The following is a 19,199-nucleotide window of genomic DNA, read 5'->3' on the forward strand; positions in this document are numbered from 1 at the left end:
TTGATCACCATGGAGTACTTGTAATGCAGCCAGGAAAGAACAATTCGTCAGGCGTAATCGGAACCAGTTCATCTGAGGGTCCTGCCATCAGCTATGACCAGATTATGGAATTGATCCGGCAAGGCGCAGAAGGCGTGGCTGCGCAGGGCCGCGATGTACTGCCGACGCTCGCGATCTGCAGTGCGTTCGACGATTTCAATACACTTTCCGTTGCCAAGGGCCTGGATGAGGAGGCACTCACCAGCCTGTTCCTCGGGCACCTGGGTTCGAGCATCCGCCACGCGAGCTGCATCCTGGGGCTCAGCGAAGCCTCTGCTGGGGGGCTGGGCCTTCGCTGGCTGCATTCCAGCCGCACAGCCGAGAGCGTGTTGGGCAGCGATTTCGCGCTGCTGGTGCCAGCGCCGGGACAGGAGGAGCGCTATCGCCTTGCGGTATTCCAGGCAAAGCGTGGGATCGGGTCGACCATCAATGTGAAACGGGATGGAAACTGGAAGCGTGAAATGGAATCCAATGCGGATGAGGTGCCGACGCCTGCCAACGTTTTGGACAAAGCGGCGCTGAGAGAACGCAAGCAGACTGCCGACAAGCAACTTGAGAAGTATCTGGAGATGCTGAAGTCTGGGAAGCGGATGGATACCGATACGATCTCAGAGCTTGATGCGGCACAGCGGGGTGTTGCCTGGCAGCTCACGAAACTGGTCATCCTCGCGCTCCGGCTGCGCAGTTCATTCCAGCCCGACGCGGCGGTGAGCGTCAACTATGTTCTATGGCCCGAAGAGACAGGCCTGCCCGTGACCTACGCCCCGGTGGCGAGTGCCACCCTTGGGCCCCTTCCGGAAGCGGCAGAGAAGGCCAAGGCTGGGGAGAAGTACAGCAGTAGAGCCCAGTGCCTGGTCCCCACCCAGGACCAACTGCGCGATCTGTTGATGAATTGGCTGACAAAGGAAGACAGTACCGACGATTGGCTGGATGCATCGGCTGCCGCGGACGCCTGCATAATGGTCACAGACTGCGTGGGCACTGTCGCCGTTGTTGATCTCCGCGGCCCGGGGCATTCACCGCAGCTGGAACATGCTCTGGATGGCCACGACCTGAGTTTGAGGGCGGAAGTCAAACCACTTGAGGGCTATGGGCGGCACTCCGCGAAATCCGACCTTACTCTCTGACGAGGGACGCCACCGCCGGATCATGCAGGCCCCGCAGCTTCTTCTTGTTGATCTTGCCCACGCTGGTGCGCTCGATCGATTCGACGAAGATGACCCGCTCGGGGATCGCATAGCGCGAGATATCCCCTGAGCGGCTGCGTGCGGCAATCAACTCGATGATCTCCGCTTCGCTGACCTCACTGCCGGCCTGCCGGACCACCAGCGGCAGCGGCCGTTCGCCCCATTTCTCGTCGGCGATGCCGATCACGGCGACCTCGCTGACCGCCGGGTGCAGCGCGATGATGTCTTCCAGTGCCAGCGATGAGATCCATTCGCCGCCGGTCTTGATCACATCCTTGATGCGGTCGGTCACCCGCAGGTAGCCGCCACCGTCGATGTTGCCGATATCCCCGGTATGCAGATAGCCGCCCGCCCACAATGCCCTGGATGCCTCCGGGTCGTGCAGGTAGCCCTCGGTAAGCCAGGGCGCGCGCGCAACGACTTCGCCGGTGGCGATGCCATCATGGGCGACATCCTGCAGGTCCGGGTCGACGATGCGCAGGTCCACCAGCGGCACCGGGATGCCGGCCTTGGTGCGCAATGACACCACCTGGTCCGGGTCGTCCAGTGCGTCCACATCGATCTGGGCGAGGGTCAGCAACGGGCAGGTCTCGGACATGCCATAGCCGCCGAAGATGTCGATGCCGCGCGCCAACGCGCGTTGCGCCAGCGCCCGTGGCAGCGCCGCGCCGCCGATGATCACCTTCCAGTCGCGCAGATCGGTTTCCTCGGCGGCAGGATGCTCCAGCAGCATGTGCAGGATGGTCGGCACGCAATGCGAGAAGGTCACCTTCTCGCGCGCGATCAACGCCAGCAGCTGCGCCGGCTGGTAACGGCCGGGATAGACCTGCTTGAGGCCCATCAGCGTGGCAACGTAGGGCAGCCCCCAGGCGTGCACATGGAACATCGGGGTGATCGGCATGTAGACATCGCCGCGATGCAGTCGGCCCTGGCGGGGCGCGCTGCCGAGGGCGGCCATCCCCGCCAGCGAGTGCAGCACCAGTTGCCGGTGGCTGAAATAGACGCCCTTGGGCCGTCCCGTGGTTCCGGTGGTATAGAACACCGTGGCGCGGGTGTTCTCGTCAAAATCGGGGAAATGCCCGGTCGGCGTCGCGGTACGCAGTCCCGTTTCGTACTCGGTCACGAATCCAGCCGGCAACGGACCGCCGGCATCGTCCAGCAGGACGCGCGTGTGCAGGTCCGGAAGCTGCGCTTCGATGCCTTCGAGTACCGGCAGGAACTCGCGGTTGGCCAGCATCACCCGTGCGCCACTGTGGTTCAGCGTGTAGGCAATCTGTTCGGGTGCCAAGCGCACGTTCACCATCATCAACACCGCGCCAATCATCGGCACCGCGAAATAGGCTTCCAGATAACGATGACTGTCCCAGTCCATCACCGCCACCGTGTCGCCGTAGCCGACGCCCAGTGAGGTCAGCAGGCCCGCCAGCTGGCCAATCCGGTCCTGCAGCGTGCGGTAGTCATGACGGACCGTGTCGCCGTAGACGATCTCCTGCCCGGGGCACACCGCCAGCGGTGTGAGCAGCAGCTGCTTGATCAGCAGGGGATAGGCGGAACTGTCGGTGGCGTCGGCAGGTGACATCGGGTGTCCTCGTGGGCGTAGCGTGGGTCGCCGCCCTTCATGCCACCACACTAGCGGTACGTCCGCCTGGCACCAGCGTACCTAGGTACGCCTGCCCGACTGCGGACGATTTGCTACTCTCGCCATGACATGCCGACCCTGCTCATCGCCGATGACCACCCGTTGTTCCGCGCGGCACTGCATCGCGCGGCGGAGGAGGCTGTCGCCGACCTGCAGATCAGCGAAGCCGACTCGCTGGACAGCGTGCTTGAAACGCTCGAGAGCCAGGCGACCGACCTGATGCTGTTGGACCTGCACATGCCGGGGAATCACGGCTTGGCTGGCCTGGCCACGATCCGTGCAGCGCAGCCGGGGCTGGCGATCATCATCGTTTCGGCCAATGAAGAACCGCAGGTGATCCGGCGTGCCATCGATCTCGGCGCGGCCGGCTATCTGCCGAAGAGTTCGGGACTGAGCGAGCTGCAATCGGCGTTGCAGTCGGTGCTGGAAGGCGAACGCTGGATCCCCGCCGTGCTGCGGGAGCCGGTGGCACGGCTGGCGCCGTTCAGCAGGGACGCCGATCTGGCGGCGCGACTGGCGAGCCTGTCCGCGCACCAGTACAAGGTGCTGGGGCTGGTGGCGGAAGGCCTGCTCAACAAGCAGATCGCCGACCGGCTGGGGGTCCAGCTGCGCACGGTGAAGGCGCACATGACCCGCATCATGGAACGGTTGGGCGTACGCAATCGTGCACAGGCGATCCGCGTGCTGCACGAAATGGGCCTGGCCGATCCTTCGCGGCAGATCGAAGAGGCCTCTGGCCCCTGAGCGGTCAGCGCGTGGGGGCGCCAGCCGCCGCCAGCAGGTGGTTGATCGCCCAGCGTAACGCCAGTGGTTTGAACGGCTTGTTCAGCAGTGACAGCCCGGCGTCGCGCACTGCCTCACGCGTGCGGCTGCCGGTATCGGCGCTGAGGATCACCGTCGGTCGCGCGCCATGGCGGGCGGCCAGCCGCTGCCACAGCCCGACCCCGGTATCGCCGTCGTCGAGGTGGTAGTCGAACAGCCACAGCGCCGCGTCCTGTGCCGCTGGCCCGATGGCCGCGGCGTTGCCAGCGGCGGTGACCTCGCAGCCCCAGGAAAGCAACAGCTGGCGCATGGCCTGCAGCGCCTCGGGGTCATTGTCGACCACCAGCACGTGGATGCCCTTGAGCGTGCTGCCGCTGCTGCCAGCAGACACCACCTGCAGCGCCGCCGGTGGCGTCGCGCCTGCCACGCGGATCGAGAACACCGAGCCGCGTTCCGGCACGCTGTGCAGGTGCAGGGGCGCATGCAGCAGTTCGCCGATGCGCTGCGCGATGGCCAGGCCGAGACCCAGCCCCTGGCCATTGCTGCGGTCGCCGCGGTGGAATTCCTCGAAGACGACAGCCTGCTGCGCCGGCGCGATGCCGGGGCCGGTGTCGTACACGCCGATCGACCGCGAAGCCCCGTGGCGACGCACGCCGAGCACCACACCGCCGCGACGGGTGTAGCGGATCGCATTGGCGAGGAAGTTCTGCAGCACCCGGCGCAGCAGCAACGGGTCACTGTGGACCCAGGCGGTGCTGCGCACATGGCGGAACTGCAGGCCGCGGGCCGCGGCCAGCACGGCGAATTCCTGTGCCAGCGGGTCCAGTACGGTCGCCAGCGCGAACGGGCGCGGGTCCGCGACCAGGCCACCGGCCTCCAGCCGCGAGATGTCCAGCAGGCCCGACAGCAGGTCATCGGTGGAATCCAGCGCGCCGCGGATCTGGCGCAGGAAGCTGTCCAGGAACTCGGATTCGACGTGCTGCGACATCGCGTCGGTCAACAACTGTGCGGCATGCAGGGGCTGGATCAGGTCGTGGCCGACCGCCGTCAGGAAGCGGGTCTTGGCGACATTCGCGCGCTCGGCTTCGTGTACCGCTTGTTCCAGCCTGGCGGTGCGGTCCTGCACGCGGTGCTCCAGGGTTTCATTGCTGCGCTTGAGCGCATCCTCGGCGCGGCGGAACGCGGTGACGTCGGTGAAGGTGGCCACATACCCGCCGCCCGGCATCGGGTTGCCCCGGATCTCGACGATGGTGCCATCGGGAAACACGCGCTCGGACAGATGCGGCGTACCCCGCCGCATGTGCGCGACGCGGCGTTGCAGCGCCTGTTCCGGTGTATCGCCGGGGCTGTCGCCGATGTTCAGCTGGCCGAGTGCCCACAGGGTGAGGTTGACCACCGGCTGCCCGACCTGCAGCAACTCCGGCGGGAAGCGGAACAGCGCGGCATAACGGCTGTTCCAGGCCACCAGCTGCAGCTGCGCATCCACCACGCTGATGCCCTGGCTCATGTTCTCCAGCGCGGCTTCCAGCAGGCGCTGGTTGAAACGCAGTACCTGGGTGGCCTCACCGACCGCGCGGGTCACTGCATCCAGCGGTGCGGCACCGCCATCGCGGGCGGCTTCGATCAGCAGCCGCGCCATGCCGGCACCGACCACGGCGGTCAGTTCGCGTTCGATGGCGACCACCCGTTCGTCATCCAGCAGCTGCCCGGCGTGGCCCTCCATCAGCTGGCGCGCGCGCTCCTGGCCGAGGAAGCGGCCGGCGGTCCTGCGCAGCGACGCCGCCGCCACCGCATCACGCTGGCGCGGCAATGACGGACGCACCGCACGCGATACCAGTGCTACGGTCAGCAGGTTGATCGCCAGGCTGGCGCCCATGCTGATCGCGATATGCCCCGGCTGCATGCGCAGCGAGACCATCGCCAGCCAATGCAGCGCATCCGGATCGGTCGCTGCCGGCGTGGCAGGGACCACCATCGGCAGCAGCACCAGCCACAGCCAGGCCAGCGAGCCCAGGACGATGCCGGCGATGATCGCCGGTGAAGGCGTGCGCGGGCGATACACCGCCAGCAGCACGGCCGGAGCCAGGTGCGAGAGGGCAGTGAACGACATCAGACCGAAATCACTGAGCGCCTCGGTGCCGCTCATGGCCCGGCTGTACAGCCACGCCATCAGGAACACCGCAACGATGCCGGCACGCCGGAAGGCCAGTACGCGCGGGCGCAGGTCGGCGGCCGCGGCGCCGCCGTCGATGCCCTCCAGCAGGCGCGAACCGAAGCCGTGGTTGCCGAGCATGATCGACAGGGTCAGCCCGGACAGGATCATCATGCCGGTGGCCGCGCTCAGGCTGCCCAGATAGGCCAGCAGGGCCAGCAGGTGATGGCCGCCGGCCTTCGGCAGGGCCAGTACGTACAGGTCCGGTGATACCGAAGCAGGCAGCTCCGCGGCGCCGGACAGGGCCATCGGTACCGATGGCAGGCCGATCAGCAGCAGGTAGACCGGGAACAGCCAGCGTGCGGTCCTGAGGTCGGCAGGCCGGCGCAGTTCGACCACGCCGACATGGAACTGGTGGGGCAGGGTGAAGGCCGAGATCGCGCCCAGCGCGACCATGGTCAGGTAGTCCGGAACAATCGGCGTGGGCGGCAGCTGTGCCATCTTCTCCAGCAGCGGCGTACCCGACTGCTGTACCGACAGTGCGGCATACAGGCCGATGGCCAGCAGTGCCACCAGCTTCAGCATCGACTCCAGTCCCAGCGCCACCACGATGCCGCGGTTGTGCTCGGTGGCCGACGCCTTGCGTGCACCGAACAGCAAGGTGAAGGCCGCCATCGTCAGCGCGAACCAGAACGACATGTCCAGCTGCCAGCCCACGGGCGCGAACTGGTCGCCGAGCAGCGCGCCCAGCCCCTGGCTGACCGCCCGCAGCTGCAGCGCGATGTACGGGATGATGCCGAACAGCGCGACCAGGGTGATGGTCAGGCCGAGGCCCTGGTCGGCACGCAGCCGGGCGACCACCAGATCGGCGAGGGTGGCACTGTTGTGTTGCCGGGCCAGCCGCGCCAGGCGCAGCAGGAAGGGCAGGCCGAGGGCGAAGATCAGTGCCATGCCGACCAGGGTCGGCGGGATCGGGAAGCGCCACTGCAGGCCCTGCGAAGCCGCGCCGTAATAGGTCCATGCGGTGCAGTGCACGGCCAGGGACAGCGCATAGATGGCCGGCCAGGCGCGCGCCAGCCGGTGCCCCTGGCGCTCGCCCCACAGGGCGACGCCAAACAGCAGTACGGTCCACGCAATACAGGCGAACAGAACGACGGAAGGCGTCAACATCGCTCCAGTGTAGGCAGGCAGCCGCCCGGATGGGCTAGGTGCTGATCACGATCAGTGACAGCTGCTCAGCGACCAGTGCCAGCTGGCCATCCGCAACGTGCTGCACTTCCTTGCGCTGGGTCAACAGCCATTGCCCGGGCTGGCGTGCCTGCAGCGAGACCAGCTGCGAGCGTACCCGCACCTCGGAGCCGCTGGCGACCGGCGCCAGGAAGCGGACCTGGTTCAAGCCGTAGTTGAGTACGTGGGCAATGCCCGGGAAGCCGGCCAATGCGGCCACATCGTCCTCGACGGTGAGCGCGAGCAGCAGGAAGCCGTGCGCGATGGTCCGCCCGCCCGGCAATTGTGCCTGCGCACGCGACGGGTCGACGTGGATCCAGTTGTGGTCGCCAGTGGCGCCGGCGAAGGCATCGATGCGCGCCTGCGTGAGGATGGTGCTGGTGCCGAGCCGCTCGCTGGCCGCCCATCGATGCAGGGCCTGCAGCGCTGCGGGCAACGCGTCTGCCGCGGTTGCGGCGCTCATGCAACGCACCCCAGCAACGCCAGGATGGCGTCACGCGCTTCGGGCTCGGACAGCATCGGGGCATGCCCCACATCCGGCACTTCAACCAGGCGGGCGCTGTCCGAGGTGGCGGCCATCTGCCGCGCGACCTCGGCCGGCAGGATGTCCGACAGCGCGCCACGCACCACCAGCACCGGCACCCGTGCGGTCAGCCCGCGTACCGCGCGCCACAACACCGGGCGCAGCAACCACAGGACCCAGGGCCGGGTGGTGCGGATCACTGCCGGATCGTAGTCCAGTTCAAGCAGCCCGTCGCTGCGCGGGCGGAACGTACGTACCGCCATCGCCCGCCAATCGTCGTCGCCGAAGCGTGGGAACGCCGCCTTGCCGATCGACGCCACATACGCCGTGGCCTGTTCCAGGTTCATCGGCGGCACGGGTTTGCCGGCGTACTTGCCGATCCGTGCGAGCGCTTCACGGGGCACCTTGGGACCGGCATCGTTGAGCACGGCTGCGGCAATCCTCTCAGGGGCCCGGGAGGCGAGGGTGATGGTCACCAGGACGCCCAGCGAGGTACCGACGAACACCGCCTTGTCGATGCCCTGCGCGCGCAGCAGCGCCACCATGTCATCCGCATAGGCGCGCGGGTTGTAGCTGGAGGGGTCCTGCGCCCATTCCGAACCGGCGCGCCCGCGCAGGTCGACCGCGATCACCCGCCAACCGGCAGCGGCAAGCGATGCGGCAAGCGCATCGAAGTCGGCGCCATTGCGGGTCAGGCCGGGAATGCAGACCACCGTGCCGCGCGGCACCCGGCCCTCTGTGGGCGCATGGTCGCGCGCGTGCAGGCGCAGGCCATCGTTGCTGTTCCAGTACAGATCCTGGTAGGACGGCGTCATGCAGGGGCTTCCTAGAAGTCGTAACGGACGCTGAGACTATATTGGCGTGGCGGGCCATAGAAGCCAATCAAGGTGCCGACCGCCGGGATGTTGTAGCCGGTGGTGCGGTATTCCTTGTCGGCCAGGTTGGTCCCCTGCAGCGAGAAGGTCCACGCGTCGTCCAGCCGCCAGATCACGCCGGCGTTCACCAGCCCATAGCCCTCCTGGCGGATCACCGGGCTCAGGTCGGTGGTCGGCCAGACTTCGCTCTGGTAGCTGTAGCTCACCCGCGCCGACAGGTTGCTGCCATTGGCCAGGTCGGTACGGTATTCCACGTTCAATGCACCCGAGAATTCCGGTGCATTGGTGAACTTCATCTGCCTGGCCACGTTGACGCCGCGGTCGATGTACTCGTCGTACTTCGTGTCCAGCCAGGCCAGGTTGCCGGAGATCAGCCAGTGCCGGCTGGGCAGGTACTGGTACTCGACCTCCAGGCCCTTGACCGTGCCGGCACCGGCATTGGTGAAGTCACCGAAGAACGAATCGTCGATGCCATCGCCATTGGTGTCCAGGCCGGTGAACACCGACAGCTGGATGTCCTTGTACTTGTTGTAGAAGGCCGACAGGTTCAGGAACAGGCGCTGGTCGAGAAAGGCCATCTTGCTGCCGATCTCGTAGCTGTCGACGGTCTCGTCATCGAACGGTTCGGCCGACCGCGGCACCGCCACGGCGTTGGCGCGGATGTTGTAGCCGCCGGACTTGAAACCGCGTGTTGCCAGCCCGTAGACCATGATGTCCGGGGTGATCTGGTAGTCCAGCGATACCTTGGGCGAGACGTTCTTGAAGTTGGTCTTCTTGTCGAAGTCCGCAGTCACCGCCACGGGCCGGCTGAAGCCGGGATCGGCATACAGGCGGTTCAGTACGATCGCGCGCTTGTCCTCGTCGGTGTAGCGCGCGCCGACGTCGAGCTTCAATCGCTGGGTCAGGTCGAACGTCCAGTCCGCGTACAGCGCGATGCTGTCGGTCAGCACCTTGCCCTGGTTGTCGGCGAACTGTGCACTGAAGTAGTTGTTCTGGATCTGCCCGCCGGCCTCGCCGCTGAACTGGTACAGGCCGACCACGCCGCGCACCCGGCCACCGGCATCGTAGTTGAGCTGCACTTCATTGCTGACCTGGTTGTCGTTGTAGGTGCCGCTGACGTCGGCCAGCTTGACCGGCGTGGTGTCGAAGTCGATGTTGGCCTCGCTGTCGGATTCACGCTTGGCCACCACGTACTTCACCGCGATGTCCTCGTTCGGCCGCCAGTTCACCGTGGCCGAGGCCCCCTTGGTTTCCACGTTGTTGAGATTGCGCATGCCCGAGCGGATGTCATAGCGGCTGTCCATCGGCGGGTAGGCACGCAGGAACGGGTTCGGCGCCAGCATCTTCGAGCCGCGCATGCCGGACTGGTCATCGATCCAGTCCAGCGCGAACTGCACGTCGAAGTCGTCGCCGGCATACGCGCCCAGGTTCAGGCGCGCGGCATTGATCTGCTTGTCGCTGACCGGCTGCCCGTTGAAGGTGTTCCTGCCGAAGCCGTCGTGGTTCATGCTGGCCACCGCGACGCGGGCGCGCAGGCCGCTGTCGGCGCCCCCGATCGGACCGCCGAGGGCGGCCTTGGCATCCAGCTGGCTGTAGTTGCCGACGGTGATCTGGGCAAAGCCCTCGGTCTGGGTCGGCAGGCCGCGTGAGATGTACTTGATCGCGCCACCGATGGTGTTCTTGCCGTACAACGTGCCCTGCGGGCCACGCAGCACCTCGATGCGCGAGACATCGAACACATCCAGCAGGGCGCCCTGCGGGCGCGCGATGTAGACATCGTCCAGGTAGATGCCCACGCCCGGGTCCGCGCCCCAGGTCGGATCGGACTGGCCGACGCCGCGGATGTAGGCGGTGACGGTGCTGCTGGCGCCGCGCGCGGCGTAGATGGTCAGGTTGGGCACCTGGCCATCAAGGTCGCTGATGTCCTGGACGTTCATCCTGTCCAGTGCCTCCGAGGTGAACGCGGTCACTGCCACCGGCACCTCCTGCAGGGTCTCTTCGCGCTTGCGCGCGGTGACCTTGATGCTGTCGAGGTTGGTGGGTGAAGCGGACCTGCCTGCCGCTGGCGCAGTCTGTGGCGCCTCCTGTGCCAGTGCCAGTGCCGGCGTCGAGGCCAGCAGTGCGCCGATCATGAGACTCAGGCAATTCCGTTTCATCCGGTCCTTCCCCTGGCATGTGCGTGCGGATGGCCCATTGCCACCCGTGCAGCCAAGGCTAGCGGTGTCATCGGCCAGCGGCGAGTGGACCTAGGTCCAGTCGGCGGCGGGCGTGGGATGCGGATACTGGGGCTCGCCCCCAGCCGGACGCGTTCCCCGGTACGTCTTCATCCACGACTCATGCACGAGGATCTGGTCATGAAATACGGAATTGATTCGATCAAGGCGGTGCTGCTGGTGCTGTGCAGCTGGCTGGCGATGGCAGGCAGCGCCGCTGCTGCCGGCCCGGCAGGGCATTGGGACATCGGCCTGTATGGCAATCTGTTTGGCGCCCGCGAATACCAGGTGTGGGTGCCGGCCGGCTACGATGCCACGCAGCCGCTGCCCCTTCTGCTGGTGCTGCACGGCTGTGTCAACGGGCCAAACCTGATGGGCGAAGCCTCCGGCTTCAACGATGTGGCCGATACCGAAGGCTTCATCGTGGTGTATCCGCGGCAGAACGTGACCGCCAATCCGGCCCGCTGCTGGAACTGGCAGCTGCCGATCAACCAGGCCCGCGACAGCGGCGAGGCCTCGATCCTGGCCGGCATCGTGGACAAGGTGAAGACCGGCTACAGCATCGATCCGCACCGGGTCTATGTGACCGGCATTTCCGCTGGCGGTGCGATGACCTCGATCATGCTGGCCTGCTACTCGGATGTGTTCGCGGCAGGTGCCATCCACTCCGGCGGCATGTACAAGGGGGCGACCACCATTTCCGGCAGCGCCTATGCCTTGCTGGCAGGCAGCATCTATTCGCCGGACAGTAACGGCCGGCTGGCCTGGCAGTGCTCGGGGTCGCCGTCGCCGCGACCGCTGCCGGTGCTGGTGTTCCACGGCAGCGCCGATCTCACCGTCAACCCGGTGAACGGACAGCAGGCGGTGCGCCAGTTCCTGCAGACCAATGATCTGGCCGACGATGGCCTGGACAACGATTCGGTCAGGTACCAGCCGACCAGCACCTACCACGGCCAGGTGCCGGGTGGCCGCGCGTATACGGTGGACAGCTATGCCTACGGCGGGCGCCTGCTGGTCCAGCATTACGTGGTGCAGGGAATGGGGCATGCCTGGAGCGGCAGCCAGTCGGGCCTGCCGTTCACCGATCCCAAGGGGCCGGATGCCACCCTGATCACCTGGCTGTTCCTGAAGGATCAGCAGCGCTGAGTGATCGCTGCGCCCGGGTGCAGCCTGGGCGTGCCTTTGCCAGCCGCCGAGCGCACGATCAACCGCAGGCGGGCCACGCCCGCGGTTGATCGCCTGCGTCGGGCGCCTGCAGCCAGGCCCCGCGTTCGGCGAGGAAGCGCTTGGGCGGGGCGCCGACCGCCTTGCGGAACATGGTCACGAAGGCGCCAGCGCTGTCGTAGCCAAGGTCATCGGCAATGGACTGCACCGTCCTGCCCGTGGCCAGCATCGGCAGGGCAACCATCACATGCATCTGCCGCCGCCAGCGCCTTACGCTCAATCCGGTTTCAGCGCAGAACAGGCGGGACATGTTGCGCTCGCTCATTCCAATCCGGCCGGCCCACAGGTCGAGCGTTGCGCGCTCGGCCGGTTCAGCCAGCATGGCATTGGCCAGGGTGCGCAGTCGCGGCTCGGAAGGCATGGGCAGGTGAAGCCACTCCGGCGGCGCCGCGGCAAGCTCATCCAGCAGCACGGTCATCAGCCGGGCATGGGCGCTGCCGTCCTCGTACTGTAGCGGCAGGCGTGCGGTGCGCTGCAGCAGGGCATGCATGAACGGGGTGATCGCCATCGCGAAGCAGTGGGCTGGCAATCCCGGAACCGCCTCGGGATCAACGAACACGACGAACCCATGGGGCTTTCCGCTGCTGCTGGCGCGGTGGGTCAACCCGCCGGGAATCCAGATCGCCCCCTGCGGCGGCACCACCCACAGGCCGGCAGGCGACTCCAGCGTGATCAGGCCATGCGTGGCCACCAGCAGCTGCGCTTTCCGATGCGAATGAAAGTCCATTTCCCAGGCATCCGGGATCGGGTCCAGTTCGAACACCATGACCTTCTGCGCGACCCGATCCGGGTAGTCGGCGCCCAGGTCACTGCGCCCGGCAACCGCCTTGGTCACGCCCGCACCTGCGCAGCCCTGGTCGGCCGGGAGCCACAGCGTCCTTCACTCCTCATCACGGGCCTGCCCGGGTTCATGCCGGTGCCAGACGCAGATGAATCCCATCAGGACGTGAATGATGGGCAGACTGCTGTGTGTTGCTTCAGTGGTGGGGGCGGTGTCATTCATGCGGGCATCCTCTGGAACCGAGGAGGGAAAGCGTATTCGGCGGGCCGGATACCGTCATTCGACAGTTCCGCCAGGTGATTCGCCAATCCGGCCAGATTCGCCACCGGGGCCGCAACGCCCCCGGCCATGGTCCCGGGAGGGCCGGCACGCGCATTACCCGCATCCCATCCGCTATGTTGGGCGCCCCGTCCCTGTCTCCCCCTGAGCGTCAACGCATGGAAGTGACTTCGATCGTGTTTCGGAATTCGGGTTGGCGCCAGGCCTTGGTTGCCTGCGCCATGCTGCTGGCGGCCGGCTGCAGCACGGAAAAGCTGCCGTCGAAGGACCCAGGCGCCGAGATCGAAGCGGTGGCGCAGACCCTGATCGAGCAGCCGTTGCTGCACTCCGCCTCGATCGGCGTGGTCTACCGGGGCGAAACCTTCATCCGCCATCGCGGTGACATGCAGGCCGGGAGGCCAGGGCCGCCCAACGACGCGACCCTCTACGAGATCGGCTCGTTGAGCAAGACGTTGGCCGGCACCCTGGTCGCCCATGCGGTGCTGGAAGGTCGGCTGGGCCTGGATGACGATGTCCGCCGCTATCTGCAGGGCGATTATCCCAATCTGCAGTATCAGGACCAGCCCATCCGCATCCGCCATCTGCTGTCGCACACCAGTGGCTTGCCGAACATGTTGCCGGAGCGTGCGAACGCGGTGCTGGCCGACTTCACCGATCATCGCGTGCCCGCCGAGCTCAATGCGCTCTATGCGCACTACGGCAAGCCGGAGTTCCTCCGGGATCTGCATGCGGTCCAGATCACCCGCGTGCCGGGCAAGGACTACGCGTACTCCAGCGCCGGCACGGAACTGGTGGCGCACATCCTGGAGGTGGTCTACCAGCGCGATTACGAAGCGCTGCTGCGCGGCTTCTTCAGCGAGTCGGCGGCCATGCCGGGTGCCAGGATCCGCTTGGATGGCGCAGAGGCGTCGCGCCTGGCCGTGGGGTATCACAGCGACAATCCGCTGCCGACCACGCCGATGCCCCTGTTGCCGTGGGGCGCCTCGGGGGGCGTGAAGGCCACCGTTCCGGACATGGTGAAGTACCTTCAGTTCCAGCTGGCCAATGGGCCGGTGGCAGCGGAATCGCATCGCACGCTGGCCAGGTTCGATGAGGAATTCAGCATCGGCTACTTCTGGAACATCGTCGCCGGTGATCGCCAGAAAGGCGTCTACTACGCCCACCACGGTGGCGTGCCACGCTCGCAGTGCTACATCTACATCATGCCGAAGCACGACCTTGGCATCTTCGTCATCACCAACCAGAGCGGCGACCGGACCGCGCAGGCGATGGAGGCGGCGATCGATACGCTGGTCGGGAAGATCGTCGCGCGCGAGGTGATCGCGGGGCAGCCGGCCTCGCCGTAGCGGTGCCGCCGGCCGTTACAACAGCAGCAATGCCCCGATCAGTGCGGGCGGCATCACCAGGGCGCCGACCCGAAGGAAGTCGAGCGCGCCGACATGCTCGCCCTCGCGGCGCAGCGCCATCAGCCACAGCATCGTCGCCAGCGAGCCCGTCACCGACAGGTTCGGTCCCAGGTCAACGCCCACCAGCAGTGCGGCGCGGGTCTGTGCCGGCAGCTCGGCCATCTGCCCCAGCGAGCCGGCAGCCAGGCCCACCGGCAGATTATTGGCAACGTTGCTCAGCACGGCCGCTGCAGCACCGGCCAGCCAGCTGGCCTGGTGCGGAGAGGCATGTGCCAGCCCCTGCAGCGCGCTGGCTGCGGCCTGGATGACACCGGTCTGTGCGACCGCCTCGACCAGCACGAACAGGCCGGCGACCAGTGGCAGTACACCCCACGACACATGGCGCAGCAGCGGCAACGGGCTGCGGCGCTGGCGGATCGCCACCAGCACCACGCTGAACATGCCGGCGCAGAACGTGGCCAGCCCCAACGGGCCGTTCAGCGCGGAGGTCACCAGCAGCACGCTGCCGGTGAACAGCACGCCCAGCGCACTCAGCCGGCCACCTGCGCTGAGCGCTCGATGCTCGGGCGCGGCCGCCAGCGGCTGGGCGATCTCGCGCCGATGCACCCAGCGCAGCACCAGATAGGTGGCGCCGATCGCGGCCAGCGAGGGCAGCGCGAACTGCGCCAGCCACTGCAGCAGCGATGGCATGTGCTGGCCGTACACCACCAGGTTGGCCGGATTGGAGATCGGCAGCACGAAGCTGGCCGCATTGGCGATGAAAGCACAGACAAACAGATAGGGCAGGGGATTGGCACGGGCTGCCTTGCAGGCGGCGTAGACCGCCGGTGTCAGCACGACAGCGGTGGCGTCGTTGGAAAGGAATACGGTCACCAGCGTACCGACCAGGAACACCAGATCGAACAGGCGCCGCCCCGAGCCGCCGGCATGCCGGACCGCATACAAGGCCAGCCAGTCGAACAGGCCTTCGCGCCGGGCCAGTTCGGCCAGCACCATCATGCCGACCAGGAACAGATAGACATCACGTCCTTCGGCCACCGCGCCCAAGGCCAGGTCGAACGGCACCGCCCCGAGCAGGGGCAGCAGGGCGGCGGCGGCCAGCGCCCACACATACTCCGGGATGCGGAATGGCCGCAGCAGCAGGCCGACGGTGGCCACGGCCACGGCCAGCCAGATGATCAGGGAAGAGGAGAACGCGGGCATCGGGTGGTGTCTCAGCTGTGCCGGCGCGTGACGGCGCCACCCGTCTCCGGCACATGCAGGGCCAACAGAAACGCGCCTGCCGCGATCACGGCAAGTGCGAGGAAGGCGGCATCATACCCTTTGAACTGCACTACCAGACCGGCTAGGCCCGGACTCAGTGCCGCGCCCAGCCCAAACACGGTGGACACTGCTGCCAGGGTGACGTTGAAGCGGCCGGTACCTTCGGTCAGGTCACTGACGATGACCGGCAGCAACGCGCCGAAGATGCCGGCACCCACGCCGTCCAGCAACTGCACGCCCAGGAGCCACGCAGGTGCGTCGGACAGTGGGTACAGCGCAGCACGGATCGGCAGGATCAGGAAGCCGGCCAGCAGCAGCGGGCGACGACCCCAACGATCCGCACGGGCACCGACCAGCCACGCCATCGGAATCATCACCAGTTGTGCCGCAACGATGCAGCTTGCAGTGAGAGTGGTGGCGAGGGTGGGATTGCTCAACGCGAGCTTCTGGCCGACCAGCGGCAGCATCGCGGCATTGGCCAGATGGAAAAGCGCACAGCAGGCCGCCAGTGCCAGCAGCCTGCGGTCATGCAGGAGCACCCGCATCGGGGCAGCCCTGTGGGTATCCCGGCCGCCGGCAGCCATGCCACGTGCGCGCTCATTGTCGATGGCCTCTGCAGGAATCGAGCGCACCGCCGCCAGACTGGCCACGGTCAACAACGCCATCAGGGGAAACACCACCCCCGGCCCTCCCAGGTAGGCCAGGCCGCCGGCGAGCACGGCGGCTACCGCGTTGCCAGTGTGGTTGAAGGTTTCGTTGCGGCCCATCCGGCGGGCAAACGCACGTGGGCCGCTGACACCCAGCGAGATGGCGGCGATGGCCGGGGCGATGACGGTCGCGGCCACGGCGCTCAATGCCTGGCTCAGGGCGACCGGGGCGAAGGAATGCGTCCACGGCAACAGCAGGCAGGTAGCGGTCAGCAGTACCGTGGCCAACGCCAGGGCTGCGCGCTTGGCATCGATGCGGTCCATCAACGCTCCGGCCGGGGTCTGGGTCAGCAACCCGACCACCGCGGAGACTGTCATCACCGCGCCAATGCTGGCTGGCTCCCAGTGATGCACGGCCAGCAGGTAGATCGCCAGATAGGGCCCCAGGCCATCGCGGACATCGGCGAGGAAGAAGTTCAGTGCGTCCAGGCCGCGCTCCGCGCGGCGGCTGATCAAGGAGTCGGAAGAAGGCGCAATCACGTGAGGGCTGGACGGTTGGCAGGCATTCCGGCCAATGCCGGGCTGCGGAGTTATGCGTGCCGGGCTGTGATGGTGGTGTCGCGCAGCGCGGGGCGTGACTTCAGGCACTGCACATTAACTACACGTGTAGTCAAGGTGGAGGGGCATTCACTGGAAGAGGTGTCCATGAAATCAACCCGCTGGCTGTCCCGCGTCATGGCCTTGGCGCTGCTCGCTCCGATCGGCGTCCACGCGACAACCACCGCCGATGCCATCGCCACCATCGAGCGCAATGCCAAGGCCGCGCATTCCGATGCGGTGCTGGTCAGGCACAACGGAGCAACGCTGCTGCAACAGACACCTTCATCGGGCGAGGCCCCGGTCCATCTGATGTCGGCAACCAAGTCCGTGGTCGCCCTCGCACTCGTGCTGTTGCTGGACGAGGGCAAACTGGCATCACTCGATGAGCCGGTCAGCACCTTCTACCCGGAGTGGAAGCAGGGCCGGAAGAAGGACATCACCGTACGCATGCTGCTGGAGCACACCTCCGGGCTGCAGAACGTGGCCAATGCAGGCGAGGAGCTGGAAGGTGCGCCGGACCTGGTCAAGCTGGCGCTGGCGGCAGAGCTGAGCAGCGATCCGGGCAGTGCGTTTTCCTACAACAACAAAGCGACCAACCTGCTGCCCGGCATTGTCGAGCATCTGGCCGGGCAGCCGATCGACAGCTATCTCGATACCCGTCTGTTCAAGCCATTGGGCATCACCCACTACAGCTGGATGAAGGACCAGGCCGGCACCCCGTTGGGCATGGCCGGGCTGTCGCTGACGGCTCGCGATCTGGTCGCGATCGGGCAGCTGCTGCTCGACCGCGGCCTGGCTCCCTCCGGCAAGCGTGTACTGAGCGAGCATGCGGTGGCTCTGCTGACCCGCGAGAGCGCGCGCTCCCCCGATGTTGGCCTGCTGTGGTGGCGCATTCCAGCCTCGGAGCGCTACCAGCTGAAGGCGCAGATGAGCGAGTTCCTCGCCCGGCGCGGCGTCGGTGGTCAGGTGCAGGAGGCGTTGCTGGCGACCGCAGGCAGGAGCTTCGACAGCAGGACCGCATTGGTCGCCTTCCTCGCTGAACGCCTGGGGGCGGACTGGTCGCAGCAGTACGGCGTCGAAATCACCGGACGTGGATTGAGGCTCTCCGATCTGTTCGACGTCGAGCGTGGGCCGATTGTCGCTTTTGCCGCCAATGGATACCTGGGCCAGCACCTGGTGATCGTTCCGCAGCAACGACTGGTGGCGGTGCGCCTGATCCACCGGCGTGACAGCCATCGTTCGCCCTCGGACGACTATGCAGCGTTCCCGGCGGATGTGCTGCAGCTGGCCAGTACCCTGCGTTGATCCGTCGCGGCGTCCTCGCGCACGTGAGCCCCCCATCCCCACGCCCCGCGAACGCCTTCTTCGGATGTTCTTCACCCTGGCCCTGCCTACAGTGGAGGCGACTCATGACGCAGTGTGTGAATGACGATGTTCGAGTATCAGGATTGGACCTTCAGCGCCAACGGTCGGACGCTGGTGGCGCGCGTGGAGCTGGATGGCGAAGGCGGCGGTACCATCAACCGCTATCAGTTGACGCCTGGGCCGGCGCAGTCCGGGCTGTCCATCAAGGTTGCCTCCCAGGCCGAAGCTGCCCGGAAGCTGGAAACCGAAGTGGAAAAGCTGCTGGGACACGGTTGGTGAACGCGGCGCGCCGCTTCCGTGGCCAGCGCCACGTGGCCGCCATGCGCCTGCAATCTCAAACGGTGCGACGGTCGCTCGTATCCTTCCGCGCATGGACTCTTCCGGCGACCCAGCGGATCTCATAACGGCGCCCCGGCCCTGCGGCTGGGTGCGAAGCGGCGAGCGCTGGGATCTTTGGTGGAACGGCCGTTGCGTCGCGACCATCGTGCCGCATGCCAGCGCCGGTGTCCGGCTGTGGCTGGAGACCTCGACGACGGTCCAAGCCAAGGTCGTAGCCGCGGCGAATGCGCGGCAGGCGAGGCGCTACGCCGAGCGCTGGTGCGCAGTGCGCCTTTGCCCGCAACTACGCCTGCGCGCTGCCGTCGCGCGGCTGCTGCAGCCCGCGCCGGACGCTGGCGGGCCCCCAAAGCCGGCACTTACGCGCGTGCAGCGGCAGCAGGCGCGTCGCCTGGCACAGGCCGGGGCAGGGGAAATGGGCCGGATCAAACAGGCGCTGGCGCTGCGCACTTCAACGCAAGCCCGCCCACGGCCGATGTTCTGAGGGGGAGGGGCGGCATGACCGCCTCGGTATTCGCCATGCTCTCGGCCCTGGTCGGGAACGTTGTCCGCGTCGGGCAGCCGTGGTCGCAGATGCTGCCGTCGGCACTTGGCCTGATCGTGGTCGGATACTTCTTCCTGCGGCTGGCAAAGGCTTCGCGTCAGCCGCAGGGTCGTCCGCAGCGGCTGGGCGCATGAGCG

The 19,199-nt window shown here is 66.9% G+C and carries 17 protein-coding genes; 8 read left to right on the forward strand and 9 right to left on the reverse strand.

The genetic code is table 11. The features are described 5' to 3' along the window. The first annotated feature begins 23 nt into the window (after nt 1–23). Nucleotides 24–1,166 (forward strand): hypothetical protein, encoded by a 1,143-nt coding sequence (locus tag Q0P60_RS08145; RefSeq protein WP_294990853.1) that lies wholly within the window; start codon nt 24–26, stop codon nt 1,164–1,166. On the opposite strand, the gene Q0P60_RS08150 is transcribed toward Q0P60_RS08145, so the two are convergent. After that, entirely contained in the window at nt 1,156–2,805 is a 1,650-nt protein-coding gene (locus Q0P60_RS08150; RefSeq protein ID WP_294990855.1) for a fatty acid--CoA ligase, read from the reverse strand. The two genes, Q0P60_RS08145 and Q0P60_RS08150, sit on opposite strands and share 11 nt — an antisense overlap. Nucleotides 2,806–2,934: 129 nt before the next feature. Here Q0P60_RS08150 and Q0P60_RS08155 point away from each other — a divergent pair, with 129 nt between their 5' ends. Next, nucleotides 2,935–3,609: a response regulator transcription factor gene (locus Q0P60_RS08155; RefSeq protein WP_294990857.1), complete on the forward strand. Its 675-nt coding sequence runs from the start codon at nt 2,935–2,937 to the stop codon at nt 3,607–3,609. Between the two features lie 4 nt (nt 3,610–3,613). On the opposite strand, the gene Q0P60_RS08160 is transcribed toward Q0P60_RS08155, so the two are convergent. From Q0P60_RS08160 to Q0P60_RS08175, 4 genes are read right to left on the reverse strand one after another with little or no spacing between them, the layout of a single operon-like run. Continuing rightward, complete coding sequence (locus tag Q0P60_RS08160) at nt 3,614–6,949, reverse strand: PAS-domain containing protein (protein ID WP_294990861.1); 3,336 nt, start codon at nt 6,947–6,949, stop codon at nt 3,614–3,616. A 34-nt stretch (nt 6,950–6,983) separates the two neighbouring features. Further along, complete coding sequence (locus Q0P60_RS08165; RefSeq protein WP_294990865.1) at nt 6,984–7,469, reverse strand: MaoC/PaaZ C-terminal domain-containing protein; 486 nt, start codon at nt 7,467–7,469, stop codon at nt 6,984–6,986. Then, complete coding sequence (locus Q0P60_RS08170; RefSeq protein WP_294990868.1) at nt 7,466–8,344, reverse strand: alpha/beta hydrolase; 879 nt, start codon at nt 8,342–8,344, stop codon at nt 7,466–7,468. The genes Q0P60_RS08165 and Q0P60_RS08170 overlap by 4 nt, the downstream gene beginning before the upstream one ends. Nucleotides 8,345–8,355: 11 nt before the next feature. Next, nucleotides 8,356–10,536, reverse strand: a complete 2,181-nt coding sequence (locus Q0P60_RS08175) for a TonB-dependent receptor (RefSeq protein WP_294990871.1) — start codon at nt 10,534–10,536, stop codon at nt 8,356–8,358. Nucleotides 10,537–10,758: 222 nt separating this feature from the next. Between Q0P60_RS08175 and Q0P60_RS08180 the strand changes: the two genes are divergently transcribed. Continuing rightward, nucleotides 10,759–11,763: a PHB depolymerase family esterase gene (locus Q0P60_RS08180; protein WP_294990874.1), complete on the forward strand. Its 1,005-nt coding sequence runs from the start codon at nt 10,759–10,761 to the stop codon at nt 11,761–11,763. A 58-nt stretch (nt 11,764–11,821) separates the two neighbouring features. Here Q0P60_RS08180 and Q0P60_RS08185 read toward each other — a convergent pair whose 3' ends face one another. Both Q0P60_RS08185 and Q0P60_RS08190 read right to left on the reverse strand, forming a co-directional pair. Beyond that, the gene (locus tag Q0P60_RS08185) at nt 11,822–12,676 is read right to left on the reverse strand and encodes a helix-turn-helix transcriptional regulator (RefSeq protein ID WP_294990877.1); all 855 of its coding nucleotides are present in this window, start codon (nt 12,674–12,676) and stop codon (nt 11,822–11,824) included. 45 nt (nt 12,677–12,721) lie between these two features. After that, nucleotides 12,722–12,844 (reverse strand): hypothetical protein, encoded by a 123-nt coding sequence (locus Q0P60_RS08190; RefSeq protein ID WP_294990880.1) that lies wholly within the window; start codon nt 12,842–12,844, stop codon nt 12,722–12,724. Between the two features lie 215 nt (nt 12,845–13,059). On the opposite strand from Q0P60_RS08190, the gene Q0P60_RS08195 reads away from it, so the two are divergent. Next, nucleotides 13,060–14,247, forward strand: a complete 1,188-nt coding sequence (locus Q0P60_RS08195; protein WP_294990883.1) for a serine hydrolase domain-containing protein — start codon at nt 13,060–13,062, stop codon at nt 14,245–14,247. A 15-nt stretch (nt 14,248–14,262) separates the two neighbouring features. Here Q0P60_RS08195 and Q0P60_RS08200 read toward each other — a convergent pair whose 3' ends face one another. Both Q0P60_RS08200 and Q0P60_RS08205 read right to left on the reverse strand, forming a co-directional pair. Next, nucleotides 14,263–15,510, reverse strand: coding sequence for an arsenic transporter (locus Q0P60_RS08200; protein ID WP_294990885.1), 1,248 nt, complete (start codon nt 15,508–15,510; stop codon nt 14,263–14,265). 11 nt (nt 15,511–15,521) lie between these two features. Then, the gene (locus tag Q0P60_RS08205) at nt 15,522–16,757 is read right to left on the reverse strand and encodes an MFS transporter (protein WP_294990888.1); all 1,236 of its coding nucleotides are present in this window, start codon (nt 16,755–16,757) and stop codon (nt 15,522–15,524) included. Between the two features lie 165 nt (nt 16,758–16,922). On the opposite strand from Q0P60_RS08205, the gene Q0P60_RS08210 reads away from it, so the two are divergent. The 4 genes from Q0P60_RS08210 to Q0P60_RS08225 all read left to right on the forward strand — a co-directional run bounded on the left by Q0P60_RS08210 (nt 16,923) and on the right by Q0P60_RS08225 (nt 19,196). Further along, nucleotides 16,923–18,122: a serine hydrolase domain-containing protein gene (locus Q0P60_RS08210; protein WP_294990891.1), complete on the forward strand. Its 1,200-nt coding sequence runs from the start codon at nt 16,923–16,925 to the stop codon at nt 18,120–18,122. A 120-nt stretch (nt 18,123–18,242) separates the two neighbouring features. Continuing rightward, complete coding sequence (locus Q0P60_RS08215; RefSeq protein WP_294990894.1) at nt 18,243–18,461, forward strand: hypothetical protein; 219 nt, start codon at nt 18,243–18,245, stop codon at nt 18,459–18,461. 91 nt (nt 18,462–18,552) lie between these two features. After that, nucleotides 18,553–19,002 (forward strand): hypothetical protein, encoded by a 450-nt coding sequence (locus Q0P60_RS08220; RefSeq protein WP_294990896.1) that lies wholly within the window; start codon nt 18,553–18,555, stop codon nt 19,000–19,002. 14 nt (nt 19,003–19,016) lie between these two features. Beyond that, nucleotides 19,017–19,196 carry a hypothetical protein gene (locus Q0P60_RS08225; protein WP_294990899.1) on the forward strand — a complete coding sequence of 60 codons (180 nt, stop codon included), beginning with the start codon at nt 19,017–19,019 and terminating at the stop codon, nt 19,194–19,196. The last annotated feature ends 3 nt before the right edge of the window (nt 19,197–19,199 follow it).

It is taken from the genome of uncultured Stenotrophomonas sp. (genome assembly GCF_945952405.1).
Lineage (GTDB): Bacteria > Pseudomonadota > Gammaproteobacteria > Xanthomonadales > Xanthomonadaceae > Stenotrophomonas.

Coding starts and splice junctions, on each gene's coding strand:
- Q0P60_RS08145 (WP_294990853.1), top strand. CDS start 24: ATGCAGCCAGGAAAGAACAATTCGTCAGGCGTAATCGGAACCAGTTCA.
- Q0P60_RS08150 (WP_294990855.1), bottom strand. CDS start 2,805: ATGTCACCTGCCGACGCCACCGACAGTTCCGCCTATCCCCTGCTGATC.
- Q0P60_RS08155 (WP_294990857.1), top strand. CDS start 2,935: ATGCCGACCCTGCTCATCGCCGATGACCACCCGTTGTTCCGCGCGGCA.
- Q0P60_RS08160 (WP_294990861.1), bottom strand. CDS start 6,949: ATGTTGACGCCTTCCGTCGTTCTGTTCGCCTGTATTGCGTGGACCGTA.
- Q0P60_RS08165 (WP_294990865.1), bottom strand. CDS start 7,469: ATGAGCGCCGCAACCGCGGCAGACGCGTTGCCCGCAGCGCTGCAGGCC.
- Q0P60_RS08170 (WP_294990868.1), bottom strand. CDS start 8,344: ATGACGCCGTCCTACCAGGATCTGTACTGGAACAGCAACGATGGCCTG.
- Q0P60_RS08175 (WP_294990871.1), bottom strand. CDS start 10,536: ATGATCGGCGCACTGCTGGCCTCGACGCCGGCACTGGCACTGGCACAG.
- Q0P60_RS08180 (WP_294990874.1), top strand. CDS start 10,759: ATGAAATACGGAATTGATTCGATCAAGGCGGTGCTGCTGGTGCTGTGC.
- Q0P60_RS08190 (WP_294990880.1), bottom strand. CDS start 12,844: ATGAATGACACCGCCCCCACCACTGAAGCAACACACAGCAGTCTGCCC.
- Q0P60_RS08195 (WP_294990883.1), top strand. CDS start 13,060: ATGGAAGTGACTTCGATCGTGTTTCGGAATTCGGGTTGGCGCCAGGCC.
- Q0P60_RS08200 (WP_294990885.1), bottom strand. CDS start 15,510: ATGCCCGCGTTCTCCTCTTCCCTGATCATCTGGCTGGCCGTGGCCGTG.
- Q0P60_RS08210 (WP_294990891.1), top strand. CDS start 16,923: ATGAAATCAACCCGCTGGCTGTCCCGCGTCATGGCCTTGGCGCTGCTC.
- Q0P60_RS08215 (WP_294990894.1), top strand. CDS start 18,243: ATGACGATGTTCGAGTATCAGGATTGGACCTTCAGCGCCAACGGTCGG.
- Q0P60_RS08220 (WP_294990896.1), top strand. CDS start 18,553: ATGGACTCTTCCGGCGACCCAGCGGATCTCATAACGGCGCCCCGGCCC.
- Q0P60_RS08225 (WP_294990899.1), top strand. CDS start 19,017: ATGACCGCCTCGGTATTCGCCATGCTCTCGGCCCTGGTCGGGAACGTT.